The sequence below is a fragment of the Bradyrhizobium sp. LA6.1 genome (assembly GCF_040547805.1).
Lineage (GTDB): Bacteria > Pseudomonadota > Alphaproteobacteria > Rhizobiales > Xanthobacteraceae > Bradyrhizobium > Bradyrhizobium barranii.
Genome location: NZ_JBEPQK010000014.1, coordinates 46141 through 70991 on the forward strand (window position 1 = coordinate 46141; position 24851 = coordinate 70991).

A 24851-nucleotide genomic window follows, 5' to 3' on the forward strand; every position below is an offset into this window, starting at 1 on the left:
ATGGGGCCGAATCGTGCGCGTTTACAGCGGAAGTTCCGGCTCGCGCCGGGCGTTGCGGCGGGCATTGGTGACCGCAGGCGATGCAGTGGAGCGGACGAAGCTCCAGCGGATCGACGGCGCCTGCCGCGCATCCTGCCGGATCACGATCTGCGCGGTGCGGCGCGGGCCGTCATTGCCGGCCAGGAACACGCTGTCCTCGAGATCGACCTTGTCGTCGAGCGCCTCGAAGGTCCAGACGTCGCGGTTCGGCAGCACCAGCATGACGCCACGGGCATCCGACAGCCGGCTGGCCTTCACCGCCGGATGCAGATGGAAGCGTAGCGCGAAATCCGCGTCGGCGCCCTTAAAGCGTCCGCCCTGCGGCGGCGACAGCGTGTCCTCGCCGTCGATGCGTGCGCCGTCATTGGCGACCATCAGCACGCGGCGATGGATCGCGCCGAATTTCGCGAGATAGCCGTCGTGCGAGGTCGTGAGCAGCGTGCCGTTCTGCACGATCTCGCGATAGCTCTCGACCTCGACCGGGCCGCTGGTGACGGGCGAGCCGTGCAGGAGGCGCTTCATCGCCGACATCTCGACGAATTGGCATGAGGACGTCTCATGATAGGTCAGCGTCGAATGCGCCGCGGTGCCGCGTGCGAACGGCCGCCAATTGTCGCGTCCCGTGGTCGGCATGCCGCAATTGGTGACGATGCGGCTGATGCCGGAAGACAATTCGAACGACAGGCAGCCGGCATGGGCGTCGTGGCTGACGCCGGCCGGCGGCGGGGGGCCGGTGTCGATGATCAGCGTGGTCTGGCCGGCGTCGAGGCGCTGGAAGCCGGTATGCGGCATGTTCGCCATCGGCGCGCCGTGAGTGTCGTCATAGGCGAGCAGCGTGGCGAGCAGGTCCGAGGGCGTCGCGCTCATGCCGTTGAAGAGCGCGAAATTGCCGTCGCCGTGCCGGAAGAAGCGCAGCATCGGCATCATGCGGTCGATCGCGTTGAGCAGCGCCGGCGGCGGTGCGATGTTGCGCGCGGCAAAGGTCTGCCGCAGCGGCAACAGGTCGATCAAGAGCTCGATCAGCGCGCCCGGATTGCGGGAGATGTGGCCGCCGTCGGGCAGGATCTGCCGCTGCAACTCGTCCGAGAGCTTTTTCGAGGCACTGCGGATCTGTCGCGCCTGGTTGGCAAGGCACAGCGCCGCGTAGCACAGCGCGATCAGCACCTGGAGCTTCGGCACTCCGTCGGGCATGTTGACCATGGTGTAGCGCAGAAGGCGGATCTCCCGCGCCAGCGCCCGCAGATAGCGGCGGTAGAATTTGTTGTCGGTGTCGTTGAGCACCAGCGGCGCCTGCGACAGCAGCGAGATTACGCGCCGCGCCAGCACGTCGGCACGCCGCGCGACGGCGCGGCGCTTGTTGGCGGGGTTGGCGATCCAGTCCTCGACCAGCGCGCGCGCATTGGCGCGCGTCAGCGCGGTGTCGGCGGCGCGCAGATGGCGCAGCCAGCCGAAGCCGAGCAGCGCGACCTCCCAGTCTTCCGACGGCGGTTCGAGGTCGAAGATCGAGCGGCCGTGGCAATTGACGATCTTGCCGGCGAAGACGAAGCGGCCGGCATAGATCTCTGCCGCGCGGGTCGCATCCGCGGTGCGCAGGTCATGCGGCGCGATGATCAGCCGGTCGGTACGGCCGGGCCAGACCCGCGATAGCGCAACGGAACCGCCGCTCGCGCGCGCGAGCATGTTCCGCGCGAAGCGGTTCATCACCAGCGTCGAGATACGTCTGCGTTGAGCGACCGACACGCCTTGCCTTGAAGGGGGAGAGGATGAACGACGAATCCTTCTTAATCCCAAAATCGGACGTCTGACACCATCTTGAAGCGTCGCGAATCAGCGCCGGCGCAAAAACCGGTGCAAAATCAGGATTTAACGAGCCGGGCTGCGTAGAAACCGTCAAGCCCGCCGAGCTTGGGATCGGCGTTCGGCAGGTGGCTGGGCAGCGTGCGCAGATCGCCCTCCGTGGTGATGATCTCGCTGAGCCCCGAGACCTCGGAAGCTTCGATCGGCACGCGGCGCAGGCCGCCCTCCGTGGCCAGCAGCGCCGCGATCGCCTGCTCGCCCTCTTCGGGTTCCAGCGAACAGGTGCAGTAGACCAGCGTCCCGCCCGGCTTGAGCAGCGAGACGGATTTCTTCAGCAGCCGCTGCTGGAGCGCGGTCAGGGCGGCGACGTCGGATTCCTGCCGGAGCCAGGCGACGTCGGGATGGCGGCGGATCGTGCCGGTCGATGTGCAGGGCGCATCGATCAGGATGCCGTCAAAACCCTCGGCAGGGCCGGCCCATTCCACGGCGTCGGCGACGACAGTCTCGGCCTGGAGCGACAGCCGCGTCAGATTCTCGCGCAGGCGCGCCACCCGGGCGGGTGAGCGGTCGATCGCCGTGACATGCGCGCCGGCCTGGGCCAGTTGCGCGGTCTTGCCGCCCGGGGCGGCGCAGAGATCGGCAATGGACTTGCCTTTGATGTCGCCAAATAGCCGAGCCGGCAACGCGGCGGCGGCATCCTGCACCCACCATTGCCCCTCGGTGAAGCCGGGCAGCATGGTCACGGCGCCGTGCAGCACCGTGCGCACCGATCCGGTCGGCAGCACTTCACCGTGCAGCCGGCTCGCCCATTGCGCGGCGTCCGACTTCACGGTGAGATCGAGCGAGGGCTCGTGGCCGAGCGCCAGCGCCATGTCCCTCGCGGTCGCCTCGCCGTAATGCGCGCTCCAGCGCGCGAGCAGCCAGGGCGGCAGGTCCAGCGATTGCGTGGCAACTTCATCCACCAGCGCCTTGCCCTCGCGCGCGCAGCGGCGCAGCACGGCATTGACGAGGCCGGCATAACGCGCGGCACGCCGGTCGGATTGGACAAGGCGGACGGAGAGATCGACCGCGGCGTGATCGGGCACGTCCATCCAGAGGATCTGGGCGGCGCCGATCAGGAGTGCGCTCTGCGCGCGCGGCGCTTCGGAGGGAATGCCCTTGTCGAGCAGGCGGGACAGCACATGGCCGAGCGTGCCCAGCCGGCGCAGCACGGTCGCGACCAGTCGGCGCATCAGCGCGCGGTCGCGGTCGGCGAGCGTCTTCAATCCGGGATGGGCACCGCTGCCGTCGAGCTGATCGTCAAGCGTGCGGTGCTTGTGCAGCACGCCGTCGACGATGTCAGCGGCGATCCGCCGCGCCGCGAGACCGGGCACTTCGGACGGAGGAGCGAAACGTTGAGATGGCATGCGGCTTAAGGTTCTTGGCGAGCGGCAGTTCCGCCGCAATGGGCGCATGCCTCGAGAGACGTATCTCTGGCATGCGAATATGCCAAATGTAAGAATGGCCTCTCGCGTTTACAGCCCGCCATGACCATCTCAGCAATGCGTTATTGGACGTCGCACACCCCGTGATCCTGCGCTAGGAACCGCCGAGATGAGTGACCAGCCCCCCGTTCCCGATCGCAAGCCGCTCCCGCCGGCCGCCCAGCGCGCGCTGGCCGAGGCCGAAGCGCGCCGGCAGGCTGCTGCTGCCCACGCCGCGGCGGCGCCGAAGGAATTGCAGGGACCGAAGGGACCCGAGCCTACCCGCTACGGCGATTGGGAGCGCAAAGGTATTGCCTCGGACTTTTGAGGCTGTCGTTTGAGGCTGTCTCTTGAGGCTATCTTGCCGGATCGCCCGACTCAGCCCTAGCGTGCGCGGATGCCGCGTTTCGATCCCAGCCATCCATACCGGCCCTCATACAGTGGTTCGCCGTTCGGCCGTCACTTCTCGGGGCTGTTGCCGTGGATGTTCGTGGTCGCAATCGTGGTGGCCGTCGTGCTTACGTTCCGGCACGGGATGAACTGGCCCTTCCCGCATGCGATCGACGGTCAATCGCGAGATGCCCAGATCATTTTGCAGCAGGCCAATCCGGACATCCGTCAGCCGGTCGACGTCATTCGCACGATCGACGGCGATACTTTTCTTGCTCGCGTGCGCCAGCGCGACGGACGCGTTCTCGTTGCGCGCGTTCGCCTGCGCGGTATCGATGCGCCGGAGATGAAGGCATCCTGCCAGGATGAATTGGACAAGGCTCAAGCGGCAACCGGCGCGCTACGCGATCTGCTCGGCCAGGGCGGCGTGACGATCGCCAATCTCGGCCCCGACAAATACGGCCGTGTTCTCGCCAACGTTGCGACAAAACGAACTGCGGACGTATCTGCCGCGTTGCTCGCGGGCGGTTACGCGCGGAGCTACAACGGCGGCCATCGCGACGGCTGGTGCGCGCGCGGCTGGCGCTTCTGGTAACAAAAAGCCGCGTCGAAAGACGCGGCTCTTTCAATTCTGTTACGAGTTTGGAGATCAGCGCGTCACGACCACCGTCGTGCCGACCGAGACGCGGCTGTAGAGATCGGTGATGTCGTCGTTGAGCATGCGGATGCAGCCATAGGACACGAAGCCGCCGACCGAGCCCGGCACATTGGTGCCGTGGATGGCATATTCGCCGCCGGCCAGCGTCATCGCCGCAACGCCCATCGGGTTGCGCGGCGAGCCGCCTGGAATAACGTCGGGGATGCTGGGCTTGTCGCGCTTCACTTCCGCAGGCGGCGACCAGGCCGGGTTGAGGTATTTGCCGTCGATGCGGGTGGTGCCGGCCCATTGCTTGCCGGACTTGCCGACGCCGACCGGATAGCGCACGGCGTGGCCGTTATCGAGGATGAGATAGAGCCGCCGCTCGTTGGTTTTGACCACGATGGTGCCCGGCGAATAGTCGGCCAGATGCGCCCCCACCATTTCCGGCCGCGCCTGCGCCGCCGTCGACATCAAAACCCCTGCCCCGATGGTGGCGGCGAGCGCCACAGCAATCCTTACCGACATCAATTTTTCCTCTGCCCCGAACGGATCGTCCAAAACTACGCAGCACCGGCAATTGCCCGCTTGCCCGGATATTCTTAACCGCGCCTGTTAACCGGATGGTTTCCACGCGAGGCCGCCAAGGGCCCGCCAGCACGCGGAACAAAGAAAATGTTCGAAATAAAGTAAATGACAAGAAAACAACACTTGGCTGGAAAGATGCGGGCGCGACGGATCGCGCCCTGACAAGTGCGTGAGGGTGTGAATGGCTGTTATTTCGAGGGGGGCTCTGTGTCCCGGACGCGCTGCAGCGCCTTGGCGCTGCTGAGCAGAGCCGGGAGACAGGAGGCCACACGCTCTGCCGTTGGATCGGCCCCGACTCTGCAGCGCACCGCTGAAGAAGCGCTGCGCTGCGTCCGGGGCACGAGAACGTGCCTTACGCCGACTTCTTGTTCTGCCGGTTCTTGACGAGGTCGTCGACCACGGCCGGATCGGCGAGCGTCGAGGTATCGCCGAGGCTGCCCGGCTCGTCCTCGGCGATCTTGCGCAGGATGCGGCGCATGATCTTGCCGGAGCGGGTTTTGGGCAGGCCGGGCGAGAACTGGATCTGGTCGGGCGCGGCGATCGGGCCGATCTCCTTGCGCACCCAGGTGACGAGCTCCTTGCGCAATTCGTCGGTCGGCTCGACGCCGGCCATCAGGGTGACATAGGCGTAGATGCCCTGGCCCTTGATGTCGTGCGGGTAACCGACCACGGCGGCCTCAGACACCTTCTCGTGCGCGACCAGCGCGCTTTCGACTTCCGCGGTGCCCATGCGGTGGCCGGACACGTTGATGACGTCGTCGACGCGGCCGGTGATCCAGTAATAGCCATCGGCATCGCGCCGGCAGCCGTCGCCGGTGAAATACTTGCCCTTGTAGGTCGAGAAATAGGTTTGCTCGAAGCGGGCGTGATCGCCATAGACCGTGCGCATCTGGCCCGGCCATGACCGCGTCAGGCAGAGATTGCCTGATGTCTCGCCGTCCAGCACCTTACCGTCGGCATCGACGATCTCAGGCACGACGCCGAAGAACGGCTGCGTCGCCGAGCCCGGCTTCAGCTTGGTCGCGCCCGGCAGCGGGGTAATCAAGATGCCGCCGGTCTCGGTCTGCCACCAGGTGTCGACGATCGGGCAGCGGTCGTCGCCGATGACGCGGTGATACCACTCCCAGGCTTCCGGATTGATCGGCTCGCCGACCGAGCCGAGCAGCCGGAGGCTTGCACGCGACGTCTTCTTCACGGGCTCGTCGCCGCTCTGCATCAGCGCGCGGATCGCGGTCGGCGCGGTGTAGAAGATGTTGACCTTGTGCTTGTCGATGACGTTCCAGAAACGGGAATTGTCCGGATAATTCGGCACGCCTTCGAACATCAGCGTGGTCGCGCCGTTCGCCAGCGGCCCATAAAGGATGTAGCTGTGTCCGGTGACCCAGCCGACGTCGGCGGTGCACCAGTAGATGTCGCCGTCGTGATAGTCGAAGACGTATTGATGCGTCATCGCGGCGAACACGAGATAGCCGCCCGAGGTGTGCAACACCCCCTTGGGCTGGCCGGTCGAGCCCGACGTATAGAGGATGAACAGCGGATCCTCGGCGTGCATGTGCTCGGCCCGGCATTCCGTCGTCACCATCTTGGCGGCGTCGTGATACCAGAGATCGCGCGACGGATTCATCTCGACCGTGCCGCCGGTGCGCTTGACCACGACGACCCAGTCGACGCCGTCGGCCTTGGCGAGCGCGGCGTCGACATTGGCCTTCAGCGGCACCTTCTTGCCGCCGCGCAGACCTTCGTCCGCGGTGATGATCACCTTGGACTGGCAGTCGTTGATGCGCTGGGCGAGGCTGTCGGGCGAGAAGCCCGCGAACACCACGGAGTGGATCGCGCCGATCCGCGCGCAGGCCAGCATCGCGTAGGCCGCTTCGGGAATCATCGGCAGGTAGATGGTGACGCGGTCGCCCTTCTTGACGTTGCGGGTGCGCAGGATGTTGGCCATCCGGCAGACCTCGTCGTGCAGCTCCTTGTAGGTGATGTGCCGGGATTGCGAGGGATCGTCGCCTTCCCAGATGATCGCGGTCTGGTTGGCGCGCTTGTGCAGATGCCGGTCGATGCAATTATGGGCGACGTTGAGGATTCCGTCCTCGAACCATTTGATCGAGATGTTGCCGGGGGCAAAGGAGACGCTCTCGATCTTCGTCGGCGCGTGCATCCAGTCGATACGCTTGGCCTGCTCGGCCCAGAAGGCGTTCGGGTCCGAGATCGAGCGGGCGTACATGTCCTTGTACTTGGCTTGGTCGATCCAGGCGCGCTTGGCCCATTCCGCGGGGACGTCGTAGGTCTTCTCGGACATGCTTCCCTCCAGATACGGCAAGCCGAGCCCAGGCGACTGGCGAGCCGACGTCATCATTGAACCGATTATGCGTCCGCCTAACCGGACCCGACAAGGAGCACAAGCTGGACCTTCGGCGAGCGGGCGGCCATGCGGAAGATCAACGCCGCCTGGCGCGCCTGTCGCAGATCTGAAACAGGCCGGCGCTGCTTTCCAGGCCTTTACCAAGACGCCGGAATAGGCCTGTGCAGGGCGCCCATGCGCCGCAGGAGGTATTTAGAAACCGTCTGTCACTGATTCGGGACTCGCAATGCGGTTCGGAACACCCTAAATGGCCAACCCGGGTCCCGAGAGACCGTCCAAGAGACTGTTCAAGAGACCCTTGGAACAAAAATCAGAACAGCGGCATTGACCGATAACAGACAGGGCTAAGGCTTAAGACTATGATCGATCAGCAGAATCTCGGGACCATGCGGCTCGCTTCGGCCGATCCCTCTGCTGTCGCTCTGGCCAAAGCCCTCGGACAATGGCCGAAACCGGCCGGTTCCGCCCGTCTCAGCCCGAAAAAGGTCTTCGACACCGCGCCTGCGACCTCGGTTGAGGCGATCGCCAAGGAGCTGGGCCTGCGGCTCGGCGACCAGAACGAGCTGACCATCCGGCGCATCAAGCGCGGCAAGGGCTATTCCTTCGTCCGTCCCAACGGCGCGCATATCCGAGACGCCCGCACTATCCGCCGGCTGCACGCCATGGCGGTGCCGCCGGCCTATCGCCAGGTGCGCTACTCGGCCGATCCGAGCTCGCATCTCCAGGCGGTGGGACGCGATGCCGCGGGCCGGCTGCAATACCGCTACCACGCCGATTGGGAAAAGGTCCGCGAGCACCGCAAGGCGCACCGGCTGGAAAAGCTTGTCGGCGCGCTGCCAAAGATCCGGCGCAAGGTCTCCGCGTTCCTGTCGGGCGACGAGCCGACGCGTGAATTCGCACTCTCGGCCGTGATTGAGCTGATCGCGCGCACCGCGATCCGTCCCGGCAATGAATCCTATGCCCGCCTCAACGGCACCCGCGGTGCCACCACGATGCTGAAGTCGAACGTTACGCTCGAGGACGATTCCTTCGTGCTGACCTTCAAGGCCAAGGGCGGCAAGGCGGTGCGCAAGGAGTGCGACGCGGCCAAGCTGGTACGCGCCATCGGGATCCTGAACGGCGTTCCCGGCAAGCGCATGTTCCAGTATCGCGACGCCTACGGCATCGTGCGCGCGGTCAGCACCACGCAGGTGAACGCGTTTCTGCGCGAGATCGCCGGCATCAAGATTTCGCTGAAGGATTTTCGCACCCTGATGGCGTCCGCAGTCGTGGTGGAATCGCTGTCGCGGATCACGCCGGCGACCAGCCAGCGCGGCCGCAAGAAGCAGGTGCTGGACGCCATCCGCGCCGCAGCCGACAAGCTCTCCAACACGCCGGCGATCTGCCGCAAGAGCTACGTCCACGACACCATCGTCACCGCCTTCGAGGACGGTATCCTCGAACGCTTCGCCGCGACCATGAAGGGCCAGCGTTCGCAGGCCAGGCGCGAGCAACTTTTGCAGCAGGTGGTGGCGACCGCGGCGGTCTGATCCGCCCGACGTCGCTACATTTTGTCGGATACACCCTTGTCCGGACCGGGATCGCTGCCCGCGGCTGCGCTCGTGAGCCGGCCCAGATAATGCGCCCATCCTTTCGCGTGCGCGGCGGCCTGTTCCTCGGTCGGGAGCCCGCTATGGGTCATGCGCAGCAGCGTGCCGCCGTCGCGCTCGATCAGGTCGATCTCGATCAGGCTCGAGCCGGGCGGCACTTCCTGACCGCCCTCCCAGCCGAACGTGTAGGCCAGACGATGCACCGGCACGACCTCGCGGAAGGTGCCGCGGCCGACGCCGCCACGCGGGCCGATGCCCTTGAGGAGATAGAGCCCGCCGGGATGCGGCTCCGTGGTCGCGTCGGAGCCCATCCAGCTCAGGATTTTGTCGGGGTCGGTCAAATAGGCGAAGACGGTGGCGCGGGGGGCTGCGATCTGGGTTTCGCGTCGCACTACGAACGGCTCGGTCATCGGCGATCATCCCTGGGCTGACACTGGCCACATGGCGGCGGTGGCGCGGTGCGTCAAGGATTGCCCGTGACAAAGATGGCCGATCTTCGCCATCATCGGGCCATGCTACTCTCCCGGACCCTCGCCTGGCTCGTCGATGCCGCCTCGGATTGCCCCGGGGCCGACCGTCTGCTCGCGGAACTCGGCGCCCATCTGGTTGCCGACGGTGTGCCGCTTGCGGCAGGCAGCCTGACGTTGGAGGTGCCGCATCCGCTGATCGCGAAGCGGACTTGGCTGTGGCGCGCGGAGAACGGCCGGGTCATCGAGGCCCTCGGCTTCGCACCAAGTGGGCTGGCGCCTGACCCGCCCAATGATGCCGGTCGCCGCTGGCTGCGCGATATCGCGCGCGGTGAGGTGCACGAAGAGGTGGTCGGACGACCAGATGGGCCGCAGCTCGGCTGGATGGGGCCGCGTCCGTTCACCGCAGACGAGATCGAGCAATTGCGCCAGGCTGCGCGTTTCGCCGCGACGCCGCTGGCCGTGCTCGCCGCGCGCGCCACGTTGCGCGCGACGCTCGATGCCTATCTCGGCAAGCGCAGCGCGGAGCGCGTGCTGGCGGCGCCGCTGCGGCGTGATCTCGGCGAGACCATTCAAGCCGCGCTGCTCTATGCGGATCTGCGCAACTTCACGACCTTGTCGGAGACCACACCGCCGGCCGACGTCATCGCAGCGCTTGACGCCTGGTTCGATCGCATCGCCGGTGCTGTTCATGCCTTCGGCGGCGAGGTGCTGAAATTCATCGGCGACGGCGTGCTCGCGATCTTCCCGGTGGTCGAGGCCTCACCGCGCCGCGCCTGCGACGCCGCGCTGCGTGCCGCAGGCGCAGCCGAAGCTGGCATGGCGTATCTCAACGGGGAGCGCGGCGCTCAAGGACTGCCGCCGCTTGCGTTCGGCGCGGCCCTTCATCTCGGCGAAATACTCTGGGGCAATATCGGCGCCGCCAACAGGCTCGATTTCACGGCGATCGGTCCCGCAGTCAATCTCACCAGCCGGCTCGAGGGATTGTGCAAGCCCCTGGAACGGACCGTGCTGGTATCGGGGGCGCTTGCCGCGGAGACGGACACGCCTCTCGTCGCGCTCGGATCGCATCCGCTGCGCGGCATCGCTTCGCCATGCGAGGTGTTCGCGCTGCCGGAGGCGCAAGCCCGGATATCGTAGCCCCGACGGAGCGAAGCGCAGTGCGCTCTTGCGCGCCGTGCCCACCCTCTAACGGCAAGCTCCGGTCTCGATTGGTGGGCACGCTACGCTTTGCCCGCCCGACCGTTGAAGTCGCTTACATCCCGCCCATCTTGCAGACGAGCTTCCACTCTTCCGCCGTCACCGGCTGCACCGACAGGCGCGAATATTTCACCAGCGCCATATCAGCGAGCTTCTTGTCCGCCTTGATCGCGGCCATCGTCACCGGCGTCTTCAAGGGCTTGTCGGCCTTGATGTCGACGCAGACGAATTTTTCGGTCTTGTCGGTCGGGTCAGGGTAGGCCTCCTTGATGACCTCCGCGATGCCGACGATCTCTTTGCCCTCGTTGGAATGATAGAAGAACGCCTTGTCGCCCTTCTTCATGTTCACGAGGTTTATGCGCGCGGTGTAATTGCGCACGCCGGTCCAGGCCTCGCCCTTGGCACCTTTCGCCACCTGCTGGTCCCAGGACCATACCGACGGTTCGGATTTCACCAGCCAGTAGTTCATCGCGCGTCCTATCCGTTCGTCATGGCCGGGCTTGTCCCGGCCATCCACGTCTCTGCCACCAATTCAATATCAAGACGTGGATGCCCGCGACAAGCGCGGGCATGACGAGAAAGACGTCATTCCTCTGCCTTGAAGGGGCGCGTCAACAGCCCCGAGATCGCAGCGTCGATCGTGCTCCGGCCGCTCAGGATCGAAGCGACCGCTTCTGATACCGGCATCTCGATGTTGTGCGAAGCTGCGAGTTCGATCAACACAGGCGCGGTGAACTCGCCTTCGGCAAGCTTGCCCGCGGGCGGCTGCTCGCCGCGGCCCAGCGCAAGGCCGTGCGCGAGATTGCGCGATTGCGGGCTCGAGCAGGTCAGGATCAGATCGCCGAGGCCGGACAGGCCCGTGAGCGTCTCGCCGCGCGCGCCGAGGGCACGGCCGAGGCGTGTGAGTTCGGCAAAGCCGCGGGTCGTCAGCGCAGCCTGGGCGGAGGCGCCGAGCTTGCGCCCGACCGCGATGCCAACCGCGATCGCCAACACGTTCTTGGCCGCCCCGCCGATCTCGACGCCGCGGACATCTGTCGTGTGATAGGGCCGGAAGGTCGCCGAGCCCAGCGCCTGCACCAGCGCGCTCGCCAGCGCTTCATCCTTCGCCGCCAGCGTCACCGCGGTCGGCAAGCCGCGCGCGACGTCGTCGGCAAAGCTCGGGCCCGACAGGATCGCCGGCGGCGCGTGAGGTGCGGCTTCCGCGATGACGTCGGTCATGAATTTATGGGTGCCGTGCTCGATGCCTTTGGCGCAGGCGACGATCGGCACCGGCTTTGTCAGATGCGAGGCGAGCATGTTGACTGCGCCGCGCAAATGCTGTGCGGGCGTCGCGATCAGCACCATGTCCGCGCGCGCGGCCTCCGCAAGCTCGTGCGTCACGACGATCTCCGGCGCCAGCCGCACGCCGGGCAGCCGCGGATTGTCGCGGGTCGAGGCGATTCGCGCGGCATGTTCGCTGTTGCGCGCCCAGAGCGTCACGTTCCGCCCGGCGCGCGCCGCGACCGTCGCCAGTGCCGTGCCCCATGCGCCCGCACCAATCACCGCGACGGACCGGAACGCCGTCATGGCTAGAATCCCGCCCGCGTGTTGCCGTAACCGGCCGGCGCCGTGGCGTTGGCATCGAGCAGCCAGCGTGCGCGGGGGTGGGCGTCCATCGTGTCGATCATGCCGAGCGCCAGGCGCTCGGCGCCGGCCCAGGCGATCATCGCGCCGTTATCGGTGCAGAGCGCGGGCGGCGGCATGATCAGTTGCGTCCCGGCCTGCCGCGCGACGTCATGCAGGGCGCCGCGGATCGCCTGATTGGCCGCGACGCCGCCGGCGGCGACGAGGGCATGCGGAGCGCCGAACTGCTCGCGGAAAAGCCTCAGGCCGACGCTCAACCGGTCGGCCGTCGAGTCGAGCACGGCGGCTTGAAAACTCGCGCAGAGATCGCTGATATCCTGCGGCGCGATCTCGGTTAACCGGCTCGCCTCGTTGCGCACCGCCGTCTTCAATCCCGACAGCGAGAAATTGGCATCGGGCCGTCCCTGCATCGGGCGCGGGAAGGCGAAGCGCGTGGCATCGCCGCTTGCCGCGGCGCGTTCGACCTGCGGCCCGCCCGGATAGGGCAGGCCCAGCATCTTCGCGACCTTGTCGAAGGCTTCGCCCATCGCGTCGTCGACGGTGGTGCCGAGCCGCACATATTGGCCGACACCGGTGACGGCGACGATCTGGGTATGCCCGCCCGAGGCGAGGAACAGGCAGTACGGAAATTCAATTCCGTCGGTGAGGCGCGGCGTCAGTGCATGCGCCTCGAGGTGGTTGACCGCGACCAGCGGCGTGTCGTGCACCATCGCGATCGCCTTTGCGGTGGTGAGGCCGACGATGACGCCGCCGATCAGCCCCGGCCCCGCCGCGGCGGCGACACCGTTGAGCTGCGCATAGTCGATGCCGGCCTCGTGCATGGCCCGGTCGATGATGCCGTCGAGGACGTCGACATGCGCGCGCGCGGCGATCTCCGGCACTACGCCGCCGAAGCGGGCATGCTCCTCGATCTGGGACCGCACGATGTTGGACAGGATCTTGCCGCGGCCGTCGGGCGCGCGCTCGATCACGGCCGCGGCGGTCTCGTCGCAGGTGGTTTCGATGCCCAGTACCAGCATTGGCGAATTGTTATCCAATTTGCGCCCTTGCGCTCATCCGTAAAGCAGAGTTCTGGTACGTCCGGTAGCATTCCGGGGTCCACTTGCGCAATCGTCACGCGCAGCCGCCTTCGTGAATGCGTCACCGCCACGCGGTTCGGGAACACAAGCGATGTCCATTCTTGTCACACGGCCGCATCCCGACAATGAGGCGACGGCGGAAAATTTGCGGGCGCGGGGTCATGTGGTGCTGCTCGCCCCGATGCTCAAGTTCGAGCCGGTCGCCTTCCATGACGAGAGTGAGGCCGACTACGGCGCCATCATCGTCACGTCGGCCAATGCGATCCGCGCCGTCGCGCCGCAATTGCAGGATCTTGGCTTAAAGAATCTTGGCCTCCTGGATCTGCCGCTGTTTGCGGTCGGCGAGCACACGGCTGCCGCGGCGCGCGACGCCGGCTTCGCCGAGGTGATCGTCGCCGGCGGCAATGCCGCGGCCTTGCGCGACAAGGTGATGCAGAGCGCGCGCGACAAGCTGCTGAAGAAGAAAAGCACGCTGCTCTATCTCGCGGGCGCGGATCTGTCGCGCGACCTCGGCGGCGAGCTCGGCGCGGAGGGCTTCAGCGTGGTGACGCAGACCACCTATCGCATGACTCCAGTCAAGATCCTGCCGCGCGATGTCTGCGATGGCTTTGCCGCGCATGGGATCGAGGCGGTGCTGCACTACTCCCGTCGCAGCGCACGGGCCTTCCTGGATGCGGCACGGGACGAAGGCGTCGAAATCTCGGCGCTGGCGATCCCGCAATGCTGCCTGTCCGAGACGGTCGCCAGCGTGCTGCGCGATGCCGGCGCGTCGCAGGTTCTGGGGGCCGCGACGCCGGACGAAAATGCCCTATTTGATACCTTGGAGCGTGCTTTGCGGACCCGTTTGGCGTAAGAGGTCGGGCCGAATCCGACGCGATCGGGTCCGTTCAGGGCATTTGAGTGTGAGGAACCGTCACGATGGCCGACGACAAGCCTGAAGACGCAGGATTGGCTCCCGAGTCAGGCCGTGCCAAGCGCACCCCGCCCACCATCGAACTTGAGGCAACCGAAGTCTCGACCCAGCCGCAGCCAACGGCGGCCGCCGAACCGGAGGTTCAGCCGACGCTGGAGCAGGCCACGCCAGAGCAGGCCACGGTCGAAGAGTCCAAATCCGAAGAGGCCAGGCCCGACCCGGAGCCCGCGCACGCGGAGGCCGCGGTTGCTTCCGCTCCCGCGTCGGCGCCGATGTCGCCCTGGGTCATTGCGCCGCTCTCCGGCGCGGTCGCAGCCGCAATCGTGATTGCCGTCGGCTGGATGCTGGGCTGGCCCGCCGTGCAGGCGCCGCCGGCCGCGCCGCAGGTCACGAGCGCGACAGTCGACGCGCTCAGCGGACGTGTCGCCGCGGTCGAAGCCAAGGCGGGCAAGCCCGCCGCCGATCCGGCCACGGTGGCGCGGATCGATGCACTGGAGAAATCCGCAAATGCCTTGCGCAGTGACATCGCCAATCTGCGCGCACAGTCGGACAAGACCGCCAACGACGTGAAATCGGCACCGCGCGCTGCCGCGCCCGATCTTGCCGCGCTCAGCGACCGCGTTGCGCAGCTGGAGCGTGCCAGCAAGACGGAGCGCGCCGAGCTCGCACAGCAGGGCGAGAAGATTGCCGACAACAAGGCGACGAATGACAAGCCCCTGCGCCATGTCGTGGCGGCGGCTCTGCTCGACGTCGCGGTTCGGCATGGCGATCCTTACGAATCGCAATTGGCCACGGCGCGGTCGCTCGCGGCCAAGCCCGATATGCTGAAGCCGCTCGACACCTTTGCATCATCAGGCATTCCGACGCCGGTCGCGCTGAGCCGCGAGCTGCTCAACATCGTGCCAAAGCTGTCTCCGCCGGCGGAAGCCCCGGCTGCCGGTGCCGGCATCGTCGAGCGTCTCCAGGCGGGGGCCTCGAAACTCGTTCGTATCGAGCGCACCGACGGCGTCGGCAATGATCGCGGCGCCATCGTCGCACGGGTGACGGCGGCGGCGCTCCGCAACGATTTCGCGGAAGCGCGGCGCGAGCTGAAGACGCTGCCCGAGGCCGATCGTGCACCGGCACAGGCCTGGCTCGACAAGGCCGATGCGCGCGACGCCGCGCTCGGCGCCTCCCGCAAATTCGCCGACGATGCCATGGCGGATCTCGCCAAGCCCGATCTGGTCAAGCCTGCTCAGTAAAGGTTCGCGCAATAATCAGCGCGTAATAGGGATCGCCATGCTTCGCATCGTCCTCTTCCTCGTCCTGATCGCGCTGGCGGCGGCCGGCGCGGCCTGGGTTGCCGATCAGCCCGGTGATCTCGTCCTGACCGCGGGCGGTTTCCGCGCGTCAACGACGCTTCCGAGGTTCGTGTTTCTGCTCGGCGTCTTTGCGGCGGCGGTCGTGCTGGTCTGGAGCATCGTGACGATGATCTGGCGCGCGCCGGGACGCCTGCGCCGCCGCCGTCACGAGAAACGCCATGCGCGCGGCCGCCATGCCATCACCCACGGCCTGCTCGCGATCGGTCATGGCGATACCGCCCTCGCCCGCCGCCACGCCGATACCGCGCGGCGGCTGGCCGCGAACGATCCGCTCGCACTGCTGCTGCACGCGCAGTCGGCCCAGCTCGAAGGCAATCGCGACGAGGCCCAGCGCGTCTTCCGCGTCATGGCTGAGCGCGAGGATACCCGGCTGCTCGGCCTGCGCGGCCTGTTCATCGAGGCGCAGCGTGCCGACGATGCGGTCGGCGCCGTGATGATCGCGGAGGAGGCGATCAAGCTGTCGCCGTCCTCGACCTGGGCCTCGCACGCGGTGCTCGGCTTCCGCTGCGCGCGCGGCGATTGGAGCGGCGCACTCGCGATCCTCGATTCGAATCTGTCCGCGGGCCTGATCGACAAGGCGGCCTATCGTCGCCAGCGCGGCGTGCTGCTCACGGCCCGCGCGCTGGAATTGGAAACCATGGACCGCGACGTGGCGCGCGAGAGCGTGATGGAGGCCATCAAGCTCGCGCCGACGCTGGTGCCGGCCGCGGTACTTGCGGCGAAGTTCGAGAGCGAAGCGCATCAGGTGCGCCGCTCCATGAAGCTGGTCGAGGCCGCGTGGCTCGCCAATCCGCATCCGGATCTCGCTGACGCCTACGCGCATGTGAAGCTCGGCGATTCTGCGCGGCAGCGCTTGCAGCGGGTCGAGACGCTGGCGGCCAAGACGCCCGCCGACAAGGCGGGCCATGTCGAGGGCCAGCTCGCGATCGCGCGCGCCGCGATCGACGCCTCCGAGTTCGCGCGTGCGCGCGCGGTGCTGGCACCCTACGTCAATGATCCGACCCAGCGCGTCGCGCTGCTGATGGCCGAGCTCGAGCGCACCGAGCACGGCGACGGCGGCCGTGCCCGCGCCTGGACCTTGCGCGCGGTGCGCGCCCGTCACGATCCGGCCTGGACCGCGGACGGCTATGTCAGCGACCGCTGGCGTCCGGTCTCGCCGGTCACCGGCCGTCTCGATGCCTTCCAGTGGCAAACGCCGGTCGCGAGCCTGCCCTCCGACAAGGGCGCCACCATCGAATCCTCGGCCTTCGAGGAAGCCATGCTGGCCGCCCCGCCGCCGAAGCGGGTGACGGCAGCCCCGAGCGAAGCCCCGGTGGAACCGCCCGCGGCTGCACCGGATCCGGTCCCCGCCGCACAGGACAATTCGCCCCCTGAGGCCAAGGAAACGACCGGGGAGGCCGCCAAAGAAGAGCCTGCGGTCACGCCGGCTGCCGAGCCGGTCAATCCCGCCCCTGAGGCGGCCGAATCATCGCCGGAGGCGGCAACGCCGGTGTTCCGGACCCGCGCCGACCTCGGCAAGCCTGCGCCGGCCCCGATCCAGGCCGTCATCCCGATAGTCCGCGCCCCCGATGATCCCGGGATTGATGACGAGGGTCCGAGCGATGAATTTGCGGAACAAATCGGCACGCCCAGAACCCATGCAAAGGCCCAGGCCGGCGGCTGGCGCGGATTCTGGTCCCGCTGGGGCGCGTGAGGCACATTTCGAAGCCCGCTCCACCTTGCCAATTCGGGCCATGCCCGATATCAGGAGCGCGCGTATCGGGACCTGCATTGCGCGGGTCCCGGTAGGGTTCGCCGCAATAGCTCAGTTGGTAGAGCACGTCATTCGTAATGACGGGGTCGGGGGTTCGAATCCCTCTTGCGGCACCATTTATCACTCTGATTTTCCGTTGTTTTCCGCGCCGTTGTTTCATCCTCCGAAGCAGCCTCGCCGCGAGACGGCGTGCCATCGCCTCAGACTTTGCGCAGGCTTTCGATTTCCCACAGCGCCAGTTGCCGCCGGTCGAACGGTGGGGCGTAGTCGTCCAGCACCTTGATCGGCGGCGGGAAGTTGTAGGGCGGAGCGCTCAGATCGATGGAGAAGAAGTCACCCGTGCGGATCGCACGATTTCGGCCCGCCGGGTAAGTGGTCGTCAGGAGATACTTGATGTTGGATCGACGAATGTTGTCGATTGCTTGAAAAATCATCTCTTCGGAAAGATGAATGAAGCAATCGCGGCAGAGCAGCAGGTCAGCTTCCGGGAGCGGATCGTTGCAGAGATCGATCCGGAGGAACGTGCGATCTGGGCGACTGTATTGGTCAGCCGTTCGCGCAATCAGTTCCGGAACGATGTCTCCTCCAATGTAGCGAGAAATTGGAAGTTCGATCTTCGACAACCAATGAAAATCACCACAAGGCAAATCGAGCAGGGTACGGATCCCGAGGTCGCCAACCAGACCAGGAAGGCTTTCTCGCACCCTCTGGGTATTGTGCAGCGTGGATCCGCCGCCGGAAGCGGTTTCCTTTTAGCCCCAGACGTTGCGACGATAGATCTCGCCGAACACCTCGCCAGGCGTTCCACGGAGATTGCGCACCATCTGCGTGCGCAACCAGATCAGCGCGGGCTCCGGTAACGTCTGGCGCGCGATGTCGATAGCCGTCGAGAAAAAGGCCGTCTGACGTAACCAGTCTGCAAACTTGTCAAACACATCGCCCCCGTATTGTCGCAAGCTAGACCCGCGCGAACCTGAATTGTTGCGTGCCGCGCTCGGTGGGATCCGGGCTCCGCTCAGTGATGCGAAATCCCTCATGAGCCTGGATGAATGCTTGCTCGGAGATCCAGTTGCGCTCGTATCTGACGAGCTTCTCCTTGGAGGCGAGCGACGATCCTGGACCGTTGTCGCTCAGGTACGAGGTCTGAACCTCTCGCCGGGTCTCTTCGCTGATCGGAACGCGGTACCATGCCAACATTGCCGGCCGAACCGAGCACAGCGTTCTGACGGTTTCCAATGCATCCGGGACGTACTGTATGGTCCCATTCGAGTGGATGAGATCGACAGTGCCGAGCCAGTCGGCGGCCTGGTCGATGCGCTCGAAAAACATCAGCCTATCGGTGCCAAGCTCCTTGGCGCGCTGCACCATTGCTGGCGTCTCAACCATCGCCCATCGAATGTCCGGGCATTGCCGGCGCGCCACCTTGTAATGCAGGCCGGCGCCTCCGCCGAAATCCAGAACCGTGTTTATGCCCGCGACCAGCGGCCAGTCGCTGTCCGGGTTGTAGTTGATTGTCTTCAGGAAAATCGTTTCAACCAGTTCCGGGTTCTCGTACCCCTGAATAACCTCTCGCGGCGGCAGCAGCTTACGCTTCACTCGCTTGATGAAGGTCACAACGGGCGGACTCGGCACGCCTTTTGATAGGTGTCGAGCGTCTGCCACAATCAGAAATATTTGGAAACAATCGTCAAACGCGACATGACGTTGCGGGTTGATCGCCGCGGATGCTGATCGCGGGTTCAAGACCGAGCGCAGTCTACGTGATGACAGTCACATAACGCAGATCAGATCTCCCCTAATTTCCCGGTCACGCAAACACGGGGAGATTTCACATGCGCAAGATCATTCTGGTCGCCGCCATGGTCCTGGCTTCTGCATCTGCCCATGCTGCCGACCGCAGCCTGTCGCTGGCCACGGCAACGGCTGCTCCGCAGGCCACCACGACCGCCGCTCCGACGACGCAGGTCAGCGAAGTCGCGCAAGCCACGGAAGCTCCGAAATACGTCGATCGTCCGCCGGCAGTCTCGGCCCCTGCTCCCGCCGTGGCGACGGCTCCTGCCGTGACCGCGACAACGACGACCTCAGCGCCGGCGGCGACGAGCAAGCCCGCCACGAAGACCGCAAAGGCGGGCAAGCCAAAGCACAAGCGCAGCTGGACTGAAGGCCGCATCATCAGCGAGCTGTATCGCCACGGCATCTACTGGTAAGGCCGCTGCTCGCTCCAAAAGCAAATGGCCGGGCAAGAGCCCGGCCATGCGCGTATTGAGGAAGCGTTTCGGGCTTACTGCGACACCGTCTGCACCACGCTCGTTATCGGACGCGCGCTCGAGGTCGGCACCTTCAGGTCCTTCAGCAGCGCCTCGTCATATTCCGGCAGCGTCTGGAGCGTCGCCTTGGCCTTCATCTGCACGACCTTGTATCCGCCAGCCTTCAGCCGCGCGAGCAGCGCCGGCATCGCTTCGCCGGTGTGCTTCTGGAAGTCGTGCATCAGGATGATGCCCTTGCCGAGCTTGTCGAGCTTGGTCATCACGTTGTCGACGATCTTCTCCGGCGTGGCACCCTTCCTGAAGTCAAAGGAGTCGATGTCGGTCGAGAACATCGCGACATTGCGGGTGCCGAAATAGCTCACCATCGCCGGATTGTGCTGAAGCTGCGGGAAGCGGAAGAACGGTGCCGGATTGGTGCCGAGCGCGAACCTCACCGCGCTGAAGCCCTTCTCGACCTCGTCCTTGACCTGTTGCTCCGTCATCTTCTTGCTGTTCAGGTTGACATGCGACCAGGTGTGCGTGCCGACCGTGTGGCCCTGGGCCAGCACCTGGCGCAGGATTTCCGGATGATAGGTCGCGTGCTTGCCGACCGAGAAGAACAAGCCCTTGGTGCATTCATCCCCGAGCGCCTTCAGCACCGCGGGCGTGTTGACCGGCCACGGACCGTCGTCGAAGGTCAGCACGACCTCCTTGTCGGTGAGGAAGTCGAACTGCTTGAAATGCTCGAAGCCGAAGCCGGGTCCGCCGGTGGTGTCGATCTCGACCACGCGGGCAACGCCCAGCGCGTTCGGATTGGCACAGGTCGACCGCTGCTGCACCGGCATGGCCGGAGCGGGCGCAGGCGCCGCTGCCTGAGCAACTGCCGTCGGCCTGGCCGCGATCGCCGCGGTGGTCTCGACGTCATCCTTGGCGGCGAGCTTCGCCTGTGCCGGCAATTGATCGGCGGCACGGGCGGCCGTTGTTTTGGGGGCGCCCTGATCGGCGCGCGCGGAATAATAAAACCAACCGCCGGCGGCGATCACGACCGCCGCAACTACACTGGCCAGCATCAGGCCCAACGCATTACGCATCGCTATTCTTTCCAATTACGCAACCAACCCGGCGGAATCTCCCGCGCGACGAGCCATTAATGCGAAGGAACAGTTAACGTGACACCAACACGACGGCGTTTGCGCCGGATTTTCAGCGAGGTGCGCCATGTGACGAAGGTCACAGAGGGTGGGCCACCCGTGACCGTCATCACAGTGGAAACTGTTTTGCCGGAGCATCGTAGTTCCCATCAACAACGGGTCCCGCTTCCAGCGGCGCCCACGGGAACTTCAAATGACCAAGTCTTTTTCTGCCAAATCGCTGACGAGTAGGATCCGCGACACCAGCCTGGCTCTGGGCTTTGCCGCCATCGTCTCGATCGTCTCGACGACCTCGAGCTTCGCCTTCTCGGCCGAAGCGCAGCAGCAGTGCACCGGCGATGCCTTCCGTCTGTGCTCCTCGGAAATCCCCAACGTCCCGAAGATCACGGCGTGCATGATGAAGCATCGCTCTGATCTGAGCGCCGGCTGCCGCGCGGTGATGGACAAGGACCTCGCAAAGGGCGCCTCACGCAAGGTCGCTGACGCCCAGGACAAGCAGTAGGAAAACGCGCAACGGCGATCGTTGTTGGCTCCCCTCGCGATGTGCCCCCGGCGTCAAGCCGGGGCCACGCGCGCCAGTCCCGCTCGGCAATAAAGCCGTTGCGGCCCCGGGATCGTCGCACTAGCTTCGCCCGCACTTCCTTGGGGTAAGAGGCATTACGCGATGACCAGATTTCTTTTCATTGTTTCTTTGATTCTGTGCGCATCGAGCGCCTCAGCGCAACAGCAGCCTGGCCACGATGCCTGCGCGCGCGATGTGACGCGCTTCTGCCGTGCCGTGATGAACAATGGCGATGGCGCCGTGCTCGCTTGCCTCAAGCAGAACCGCACCCGCCTCAGCAAAGCCTGCGACAAGGTGCTGACGGATCACGGCCAGTAAGATGTGCCGTCGCAGCCCGGCTGAGCGAAATCCGGGGTCTGCCCGCGCGGTGAGATCGTCCCGGATTGCGCTTCGCGCCATCCGGGCTACAGGCCAAAAGCTAAGTGCTGCTTCCCGCCGCGCTCGCGACCACCGGCAGCACCTCGGCGCCGGCACGATCCGGCGTCTCTTCCTTCCAGCGCACCGAGCCGAACGGACGCTCCAGCATGCGGCGGATCCGCACCGGATCGGGGCCGATGTGGAAATCGATCGCCTGCTGATGCAACGCGCGTTCGGACTGTGTCGAGCGGTTGCGCTGGCGCAAGTAATCGAGCCAGGTCGGACAGTGGTAGCGCTCGGTCCACAATTCGGGGTCGGCGATGTCGCGCGCGATCGACCAGCCATAGGCGCCGTTGCGCTGCCGGGAGAGCTGCACGTCCTGCATCACATTGTGGAAGGCGCGCGCGTTCTCCTGGCTCACCCTGTATTCGATCTCGACCACCAGCGGCCCGCTGCGCGCGGTGAGCGACAGTTTGACTTCCGGATCGGCGAGCACGTCCGCGTCCTCGTTGCGGGCGCCGACGCGCGGCATCGCCAGCCAAATGCCCAGCACCGGCGAGATCAGCATCAGGCTGGCGGCCGTCAGCAGCGCGACCTCGACGCCGGCATAATCGGTGAGATGGCCCCAGCCCCAGGCGCCGATCGCGATGCCGCCGGATATCGAGGCCTGGAACGCCGCGAGCGAACGGCCCGCGACCCAGCGCGGCGCCGAGAGCTGCACGCCGATGTTGAACAGCGCGACAGCCGCCATCCAGACCGCACCGGCGAGCACAAGCGCCGCCGCCGCCAACACCGGCTCCGTGCTCACGGCAAGCGCGGCCATCGCGAATGCCATCGAGATGGTGCAGGCGCGGATCGCGGCTTCGCCGCTCATGCGCTTGCGCAATTCATGGATGTTGAGCGCACCGACGACGGCGCCCATGCCGAAGGCACCCAGCATGATGCCGTAGGTCTGCGCGCCGCCATGCAGCAGGTCGCGCGCGATCAGCGGCATCAGTGCCATGATGGCACCGCCGATCAGGCCCATCACCAATGTGCGCAGCAGCACGATCTTGATCGGCGGCGAATTGGTGATGTAGCGGAAGCCCGAGACCATCGCGCGATTGAGCTTCTCCCGCGGCAGGCGCGAGGGCTCGGTGTTGCGCCGCCAGAGCAGCAGCACCACCAGCAGCGGCAGATAGAGGATCGCGTTGCAGGCAAACGCGGCCACCGCGCCGAGCGAGGCGACGATGACGCCGCCGACCGCGGGACCGAAGCTGCGTGCAATATTGTAGCTGATGCCGTTCAGAGCGACGGCTGACGGCAGTGATTCGGGCGGGACCTGCTCGCTGACCGAGGATTGCCACGCCGGCCCGAACAGCGCATTGCCGCTGCCCACCACGAAGCAGAAGACGAGCAGCGTTTCCGGGGTGATCAGCTTGAGCCAGGCCAGCACCGTCAGCGCAGTCGCGCCGATCAGCGCGATCGCGAGCGAAATCAAGGTCACGATGCGGCGGTCATACATGTCGGCGATGGCGCCGGCCGGCATCGAGATCAGCATGATCGGCAGCATCAGCGCGGTCTGCACCAGCGCCACCTTGTCGGCCGATGCCGCCATCTGCGTCATCGCCCAGGCCGCGCCCACGCCCTGGATCAAGAGGCCAAGATTGGAGAGCAGGCTGGCGAGCCAGATGCGCCGGAACACGGTGTACCGCAGGGGTGCGGCGATGCCGTCGCCGGCGAATTTCTGACGGTTCGGCTGCTCGGTCATATCCCCTTCCATATGGGCTGGCAGAAGTGGTCTTGGAATGGTCTTTGGGTGATTCCGGCAGGTTCAGTGATGCCTGCGAAAGTCCTTCGCTGTCCAGTGGTTAGGCCGCTATAAGCGGCACAAAGACATGGTTTTTCCGGAGAAACATATGAAGCTGTCGCGACGGTCGATCCTGCTGGGGGCAGGCAGCTTGCCTTTCGCGGTTGCGAGCTTGCGGACAGGCGCGCTGGCCCAGACCGCGCCCACGGCTCAGAATGCCGAGGTACCGCCGATCCTGTTCGTCCACGGCAATGGCGAGTACGACGCGCTCTGGATGACGACCTTGTGGCGAATGGAATCCAACGGCGTCGCGCGCGATCGCATGATGGCGATCAACTTCACCGATCCCAATGCGCGGAGCGACGACAAGGTCGAGCAAGCGGGGCGCTCCTCGACCGAGGACCAGCGCCGCGAACTCGCGGCGGCCATCGCGGAATTGAAGCACCGCGCCGGCGCGGCCCGCGTGGCGCTGGTCGGCAGCTCGCGCGGTGGCTATGCGATTCGCAACGTCATCAGGAACGGCGGTGCCGGCGATGTCAGCCATGCTGTGCTGTGCGGCACACCCAATCACGGCGTGTTCGCGACCGATGACCAGCCGAACAACGAGTTCAACGGCCGCGGCACATTTCTGCGCGGTCTCAACGAGGGCGAGAGCGAGGTGACGCCGGGTGTTGCCTTCCTTACGCTGCGCAGCGACGGCATGGACAAATACGCCCAGGCGGATGGCCGCTTCATCGGCAAGCCCGGCACGCCGACCGGTGTTACCGTCGAAGGGCCGGAGTTGAAGGGCGCCACCAATCTCGTGCTCGGCGCGCTCGACCATCGCGAAGTGGCGTTTCACCCGCGCGCCTTCCGCGAGATCTACAAATTCATTGCCGGCCGCGAGCCCGCGCGCATCGCGATTGTGCCGGAGCAGAGCGTCAGTTTGAGCGGCCTTGTGACCGGTACGCCAGGCGGCGTGTCGACCAATCGCCCGGTGGCAGGTGCAACCGTCGATGTCTTCCGCGTCGATCCTGATACCGGGGAGCGCAAAGGCAGCGCGGTGCACAGCGCGAAGACCGGCGCCGACGGCCGCTGGGGTCCGGCGCAGGTCGAGCCTTCCTGGTTCCTCGAATTCGTCCTGACATCGCCGGACGCGCCGACGACGCATATCTACCGCACGCCCTTCCCGCGCTCGTCCGATGTCGTGCATCTGCGTGCCGCGCGCCCGCTCGGGCCGGCGGACAAGGATGCCGGCGCCGTCGTGATCATGTCGCGACCGCGCGGCTATCTCGGCCTGCCGCGGGACGTGGTGCTGCTCGACGGCAAGGAGCCGGCCGACGTCAAGCCGGGTGTGCCCACGGATTCGGCAGCAACCTTGCGGCTCCCGGCCGCGGAGGCCGGGCGTAACATCGTGGCCCAGTTCGCCGAAGAACGAATTGTGGCGCGCGCCTGGCCCGCCTCCGAGAACAGGATTGCGATTGCCGAGCTGACTTACTAGCTATT

24 protein-coding genes and 1 tRNA gene are annotated in these 24851 nt (G+C 66.0%); 12 read left to right on the plus strand and 13 right to left on the minus strand.

The window, feature by feature from the left end:
* Nucleotides 1–21: 21 nt before the first annotated feature.
* Both ABIB99_RS29225 and ABIB99_RS29230 read right to left on the minus strand, forming a co-directional pair.
* Nucleotides 22–1740, minus strand: coding sequence for a heparinase II/III family protein (locus ABIB99_RS29225; RefSeq protein ID WP_354179003.1), 1719 nt, complete (start codon nucleotides 1738–1740; stop codon nucleotides 22–24).
* A gap of 155 nt (nucleotides 1741–1895) precedes the next feature.
* The gene (locus ABIB99_RS29230; protein WP_063980316.1) at nucleotides 1896–3242 is read right to left on the minus strand and encodes an RsmB/NOP family class I SAM-dependent RNA methyltransferase; all 1347 of its coding nucleotides are present in this window, start codon (nucleotides 3240–3242) and stop codon (nucleotides 1896–1898) included.
* Between the two features lie 187 nt (nucleotides 3243–3429).
* On the opposite strand from ABIB99_RS29230, the gene ABIB99_RS29235 reads away from it, so the two are divergent.
* The gene (locus ABIB99_RS29235; RefSeq protein WP_028151091.1) at nucleotides 3430–3627 is read left to right on the plus strand and encodes a DUF1674 domain-containing protein; all 198 of its coding nucleotides are present in this window, start codon (nucleotides 3430–3432) and stop codon (nucleotides 3625–3627) included.
* Between the two features lie 69 nt (nucleotides 3628–3696).
* A complete protein-coding gene (locus ABIB99_RS29240; RefSeq protein WP_354178789.1) occupies nucleotides 3697–4284 on the plus strand; it encodes a thermonuclease family protein in 588 nt (195 codons plus the stop codon).
* Between the two features lie 54 nt (nucleotides 4285–4338).
* On the opposite strand, the gene ABIB99_RS29245 is transcribed toward ABIB99_RS29240, so the two are convergent.
* Nucleotides 4339–4854 carry a L,D-transpeptidase gene (locus ABIB99_RS29245; protein WP_014490740.1) on the minus strand — a complete coding sequence of 172 codons (516 nt, stop codon included), beginning with the start codon at nucleotides 4852–4854 and terminating at the stop codon, nucleotides 4339–4341.
* A 412-nt stretch (nucleotides 4855–5266) separates the two neighbouring features.
* The gene (acs, locus tag ABIB99_RS29250; protein ID WP_354178792.1) at nucleotides 5267–7213 is read right to left on the minus strand and encodes an acetate--CoA ligase; all 1947 of its coding nucleotides are present in this window, start codon (nucleotides 7211–7213) and stop codon (nucleotides 5267–5269) included.
* A gap of 422 nt (nucleotides 7214–7635) precedes the next feature.
* On the opposite strand from acs, the gene ABIB99_RS29255 reads away from it, so the two are divergent.
* On the plus strand, nucleotides 7636–8805 hold the full coding sequence (locus tag ABIB99_RS29255) for a DNA topoisomerase IB (RefSeq protein ID WP_354178794.1): 1170 nt from the start codon (nucleotides 7636–7638) through the stop codon (nucleotides 8803–8805).
* A 14-nt stretch (nucleotides 8806–8819) separates the two neighbouring features.
* Here ABIB99_RS29255 and ABIB99_RS29260 read toward each other — a convergent pair whose 3' ends face one another.
* Nucleotides 8820–9275 carry an SRPBCC family protein gene (locus ABIB99_RS29260; RefSeq protein ID WP_354178796.1) on the minus strand — a complete coding sequence of 152 codons (456 nt, stop codon included), beginning with the start codon at nucleotides 9273–9275 and terminating at the stop codon, nucleotides 8820–8822.
* Between the two features lie 102 nt (nucleotides 9276–9377).
* Here ABIB99_RS29260 and ABIB99_RS29265 point away from each other — a divergent pair, with 102 nt between their 5' ends.
* The gene (locus ABIB99_RS29265) at nucleotides 9378–10472 is read left to right on the plus strand and encodes an adenylate/guanylate cyclase domain-containing protein (protein ID WP_354179005.1); all 1095 of its coding nucleotides are present in this window, start codon (nucleotides 9378–9380) and stop codon (nucleotides 10470–10472) included.
* 115 nt (nucleotides 10473–10587) lie between these two features.
* Here ABIB99_RS29265 and ABIB99_RS29270 read toward each other — a convergent pair whose 3' ends face one another.
* The 3 genes from ABIB99_RS29270 to tsaD form a co-directional block, all read right to left on the minus strand.
* Nucleotides 10588–11001: an EVE domain-containing protein gene (locus tag ABIB99_RS29270; protein ID WP_208089227.1), complete on the minus strand. Its 414-nt coding sequence runs from the start codon at nucleotides 10999–11001 to the stop codon at nucleotides 10588–10590.
* A 116-nt stretch (nucleotides 11002–11117) separates the two neighbouring features.
* Entirely contained in the window at nucleotides 11118–12098 is a 981-nt protein-coding gene (locus ABIB99_RS29275; RefSeq protein WP_063980323.1) for an NAD(P)H-dependent glycerol-3-phosphate dehydrogenase, read from the minus strand.
* Nucleotides 12099–12100: 2 nt separating this feature from the next.
* Complete coding sequence (gene tsaD / locus ABIB99_RS29280) at nucleotides 12101–13174, minus strand: tRNA (adenosine(37)-N6)-threonylcarbamoyltransferase complex transferase subunit TsaD (protein WP_354178798.1); 1074 nt, start codon at nucleotides 13172–13174, stop codon at nucleotides 12101–12103.
* 151 nt (nucleotides 13175–13325) lie between these two features.
* Here tsaD and ABIB99_RS29285 point away from each other — a divergent pair, with 151 nt between their 5' ends.
* From ABIB99_RS29285 to ABIB99_RS29300, 4 genes are all read left to right on the plus strand, one after another.
* Nucleotides 13326–14087 carry a uroporphyrinogen-III synthase gene (locus ABIB99_RS29285; RefSeq protein WP_354178800.1) on the plus strand — a complete coding sequence of 254 codons (762 nt, stop codon included), beginning with the start codon at nucleotides 13326–13328 and terminating at the stop codon, nucleotides 14085–14087.
* A 65-nt stretch (nucleotides 14088–14152) separates the two neighbouring features.
* The gene (locus ABIB99_RS29290; protein WP_354178802.1) at nucleotides 14153–15388 is read left to right on the plus strand and encodes a COG4223 family protein; all 1236 of its coding nucleotides are present in this window, start codon (nucleotides 14153–14155) and stop codon (nucleotides 15386–15388) included.
* 37 nt (nucleotides 15389–15425) lie between these two features.
* Nucleotides 15426–17201, plus strand: coding sequence for a heme biosynthesis HemY N-terminal domain-containing protein (locus ABIB99_RS29295; protein ID WP_063980327.1), 1776 nt, complete (start codon nucleotides 15426–15428; stop codon nucleotides 17199–17201).
* A gap of 100 nt (nucleotides 17202–17301) precedes the next feature.
* Nucleotides 17302–17377, plus strand: a tRNA-Thr gene (locus ABIB99_RS29300).
* Nucleotides 17378–17461: 84 nt separating this feature from the next.
* Here the strand turns inward: ABIB99_RS29300 and ABIB99_RS29305 are convergent.
* The 3 genes from ABIB99_RS29305 to ABIB99_RS29315 all read right to left on the minus strand — a co-directional run bounded on the left by ABIB99_RS29305 (nucleotide 17462) and on the right by ABIB99_RS29315 (nucleotide 18875).
* The gene (locus ABIB99_RS29305) at nucleotides 17462–17884 is read right to left on the minus strand and encodes a class I SAM-dependent methyltransferase (protein WP_063980328.1); all 423 of its coding nucleotides are present in this window, start codon (nucleotides 17882–17884) and stop codon (nucleotides 17462–17464) included.
* A 129-nt stretch (nucleotides 17885–18013) separates the two neighbouring features.
* On the minus strand, nucleotides 18014–18196 hold the full coding sequence (locus ABIB99_RS29310; RefSeq protein ID WP_187387858.1) for a hypothetical protein: 183 nt from the start codon (nucleotides 18194–18196) through the stop codon (nucleotides 18014–18016).
* 22 nt (nucleotides 18197–18218) lie between these two features.
* The gene (locus tag ABIB99_RS29315) at nucleotides 18219–18875 is read right to left on the minus strand and encodes a class I SAM-dependent methyltransferase (protein WP_354178803.1); all 657 of its coding nucleotides are present in this window, start codon (nucleotides 18873–18875) and stop codon (nucleotides 18219–18221) included.
* 218 nt (nucleotides 18876–19093) lie between these two features.
* On the opposite strand from ABIB99_RS29315, the gene ABIB99_RS29320 reads away from it, so the two are divergent.
* Entirely contained in the window at nucleotides 19094–19468 is a 375-nt protein-coding gene (locus ABIB99_RS29320) for a hypothetical protein (protein WP_354178804.1), read from the plus strand.
* A 74-nt stretch (nucleotides 19469–19542) separates the two neighbouring features.
* On the opposite strand, the gene ABIB99_RS29325 is transcribed toward ABIB99_RS29320, so the two are convergent.
* Nucleotides 19543–20598, minus strand: coding sequence for a polysaccharide deacetylase family protein (locus ABIB99_RS29325; protein ID WP_354178806.1), 1056 nt, complete (start codon nucleotides 20596–20598; stop codon nucleotides 19543–19545).
* Between the two features lie 253 nt (nucleotides 20599–20851).
* Between ABIB99_RS29325 and ABIB99_RS29330 the strand changes: the two genes are divergently transcribed.
* Nucleotides 20852–21160 carry a hypothetical protein gene (locus ABIB99_RS29330; RefSeq protein ID WP_354178808.1) on the plus strand — a complete coding sequence of 103 codons (309 nt, stop codon included), beginning with the start codon at nucleotides 20852–20854 and terminating at the stop codon, nucleotides 21158–21160.
* Between the two features lie 162 nt (nucleotides 21161–21322).
* Nucleotides 21323–21538 (plus strand): hypothetical protein, encoded by a 216-nt coding sequence (locus ABIB99_RS29335; RefSeq protein ID WP_063980334.1) that lies wholly within the window; start codon nucleotides 21323–21325, stop codon nucleotides 21536–21538.
* Nucleotides 21539–21638: 100 nt separating this feature from the next.
* Here the strand turns inward: ABIB99_RS29335 and ABIB99_RS29340 are convergent, their stop codons facing one another.
* Nucleotides 21639–23327, minus strand: coding sequence for an MFS transporter (locus ABIB99_RS29340; RefSeq protein ID WP_354178810.1), 1689 nt, complete (start codon nucleotides 23325–23327; stop codon nucleotides 21639–21641).
* Nucleotides 23328–23475: 148 nt separating this feature from the next.
* Here ABIB99_RS29340 and ABIB99_RS29345 point away from each other — a divergent pair, with 148 nt between their 5' ends.
* Nucleotides 23476–24846, plus strand: coding sequence for a hydrolase (locus tag ABIB99_RS29345; RefSeq protein ID WP_354178812.1), 1371 nt, complete (start codon nucleotides 23476–23478; stop codon nucleotides 24844–24846).
* The last annotated feature ends 5 nt before the right edge of the window (nucleotides 24847–24851 follow it).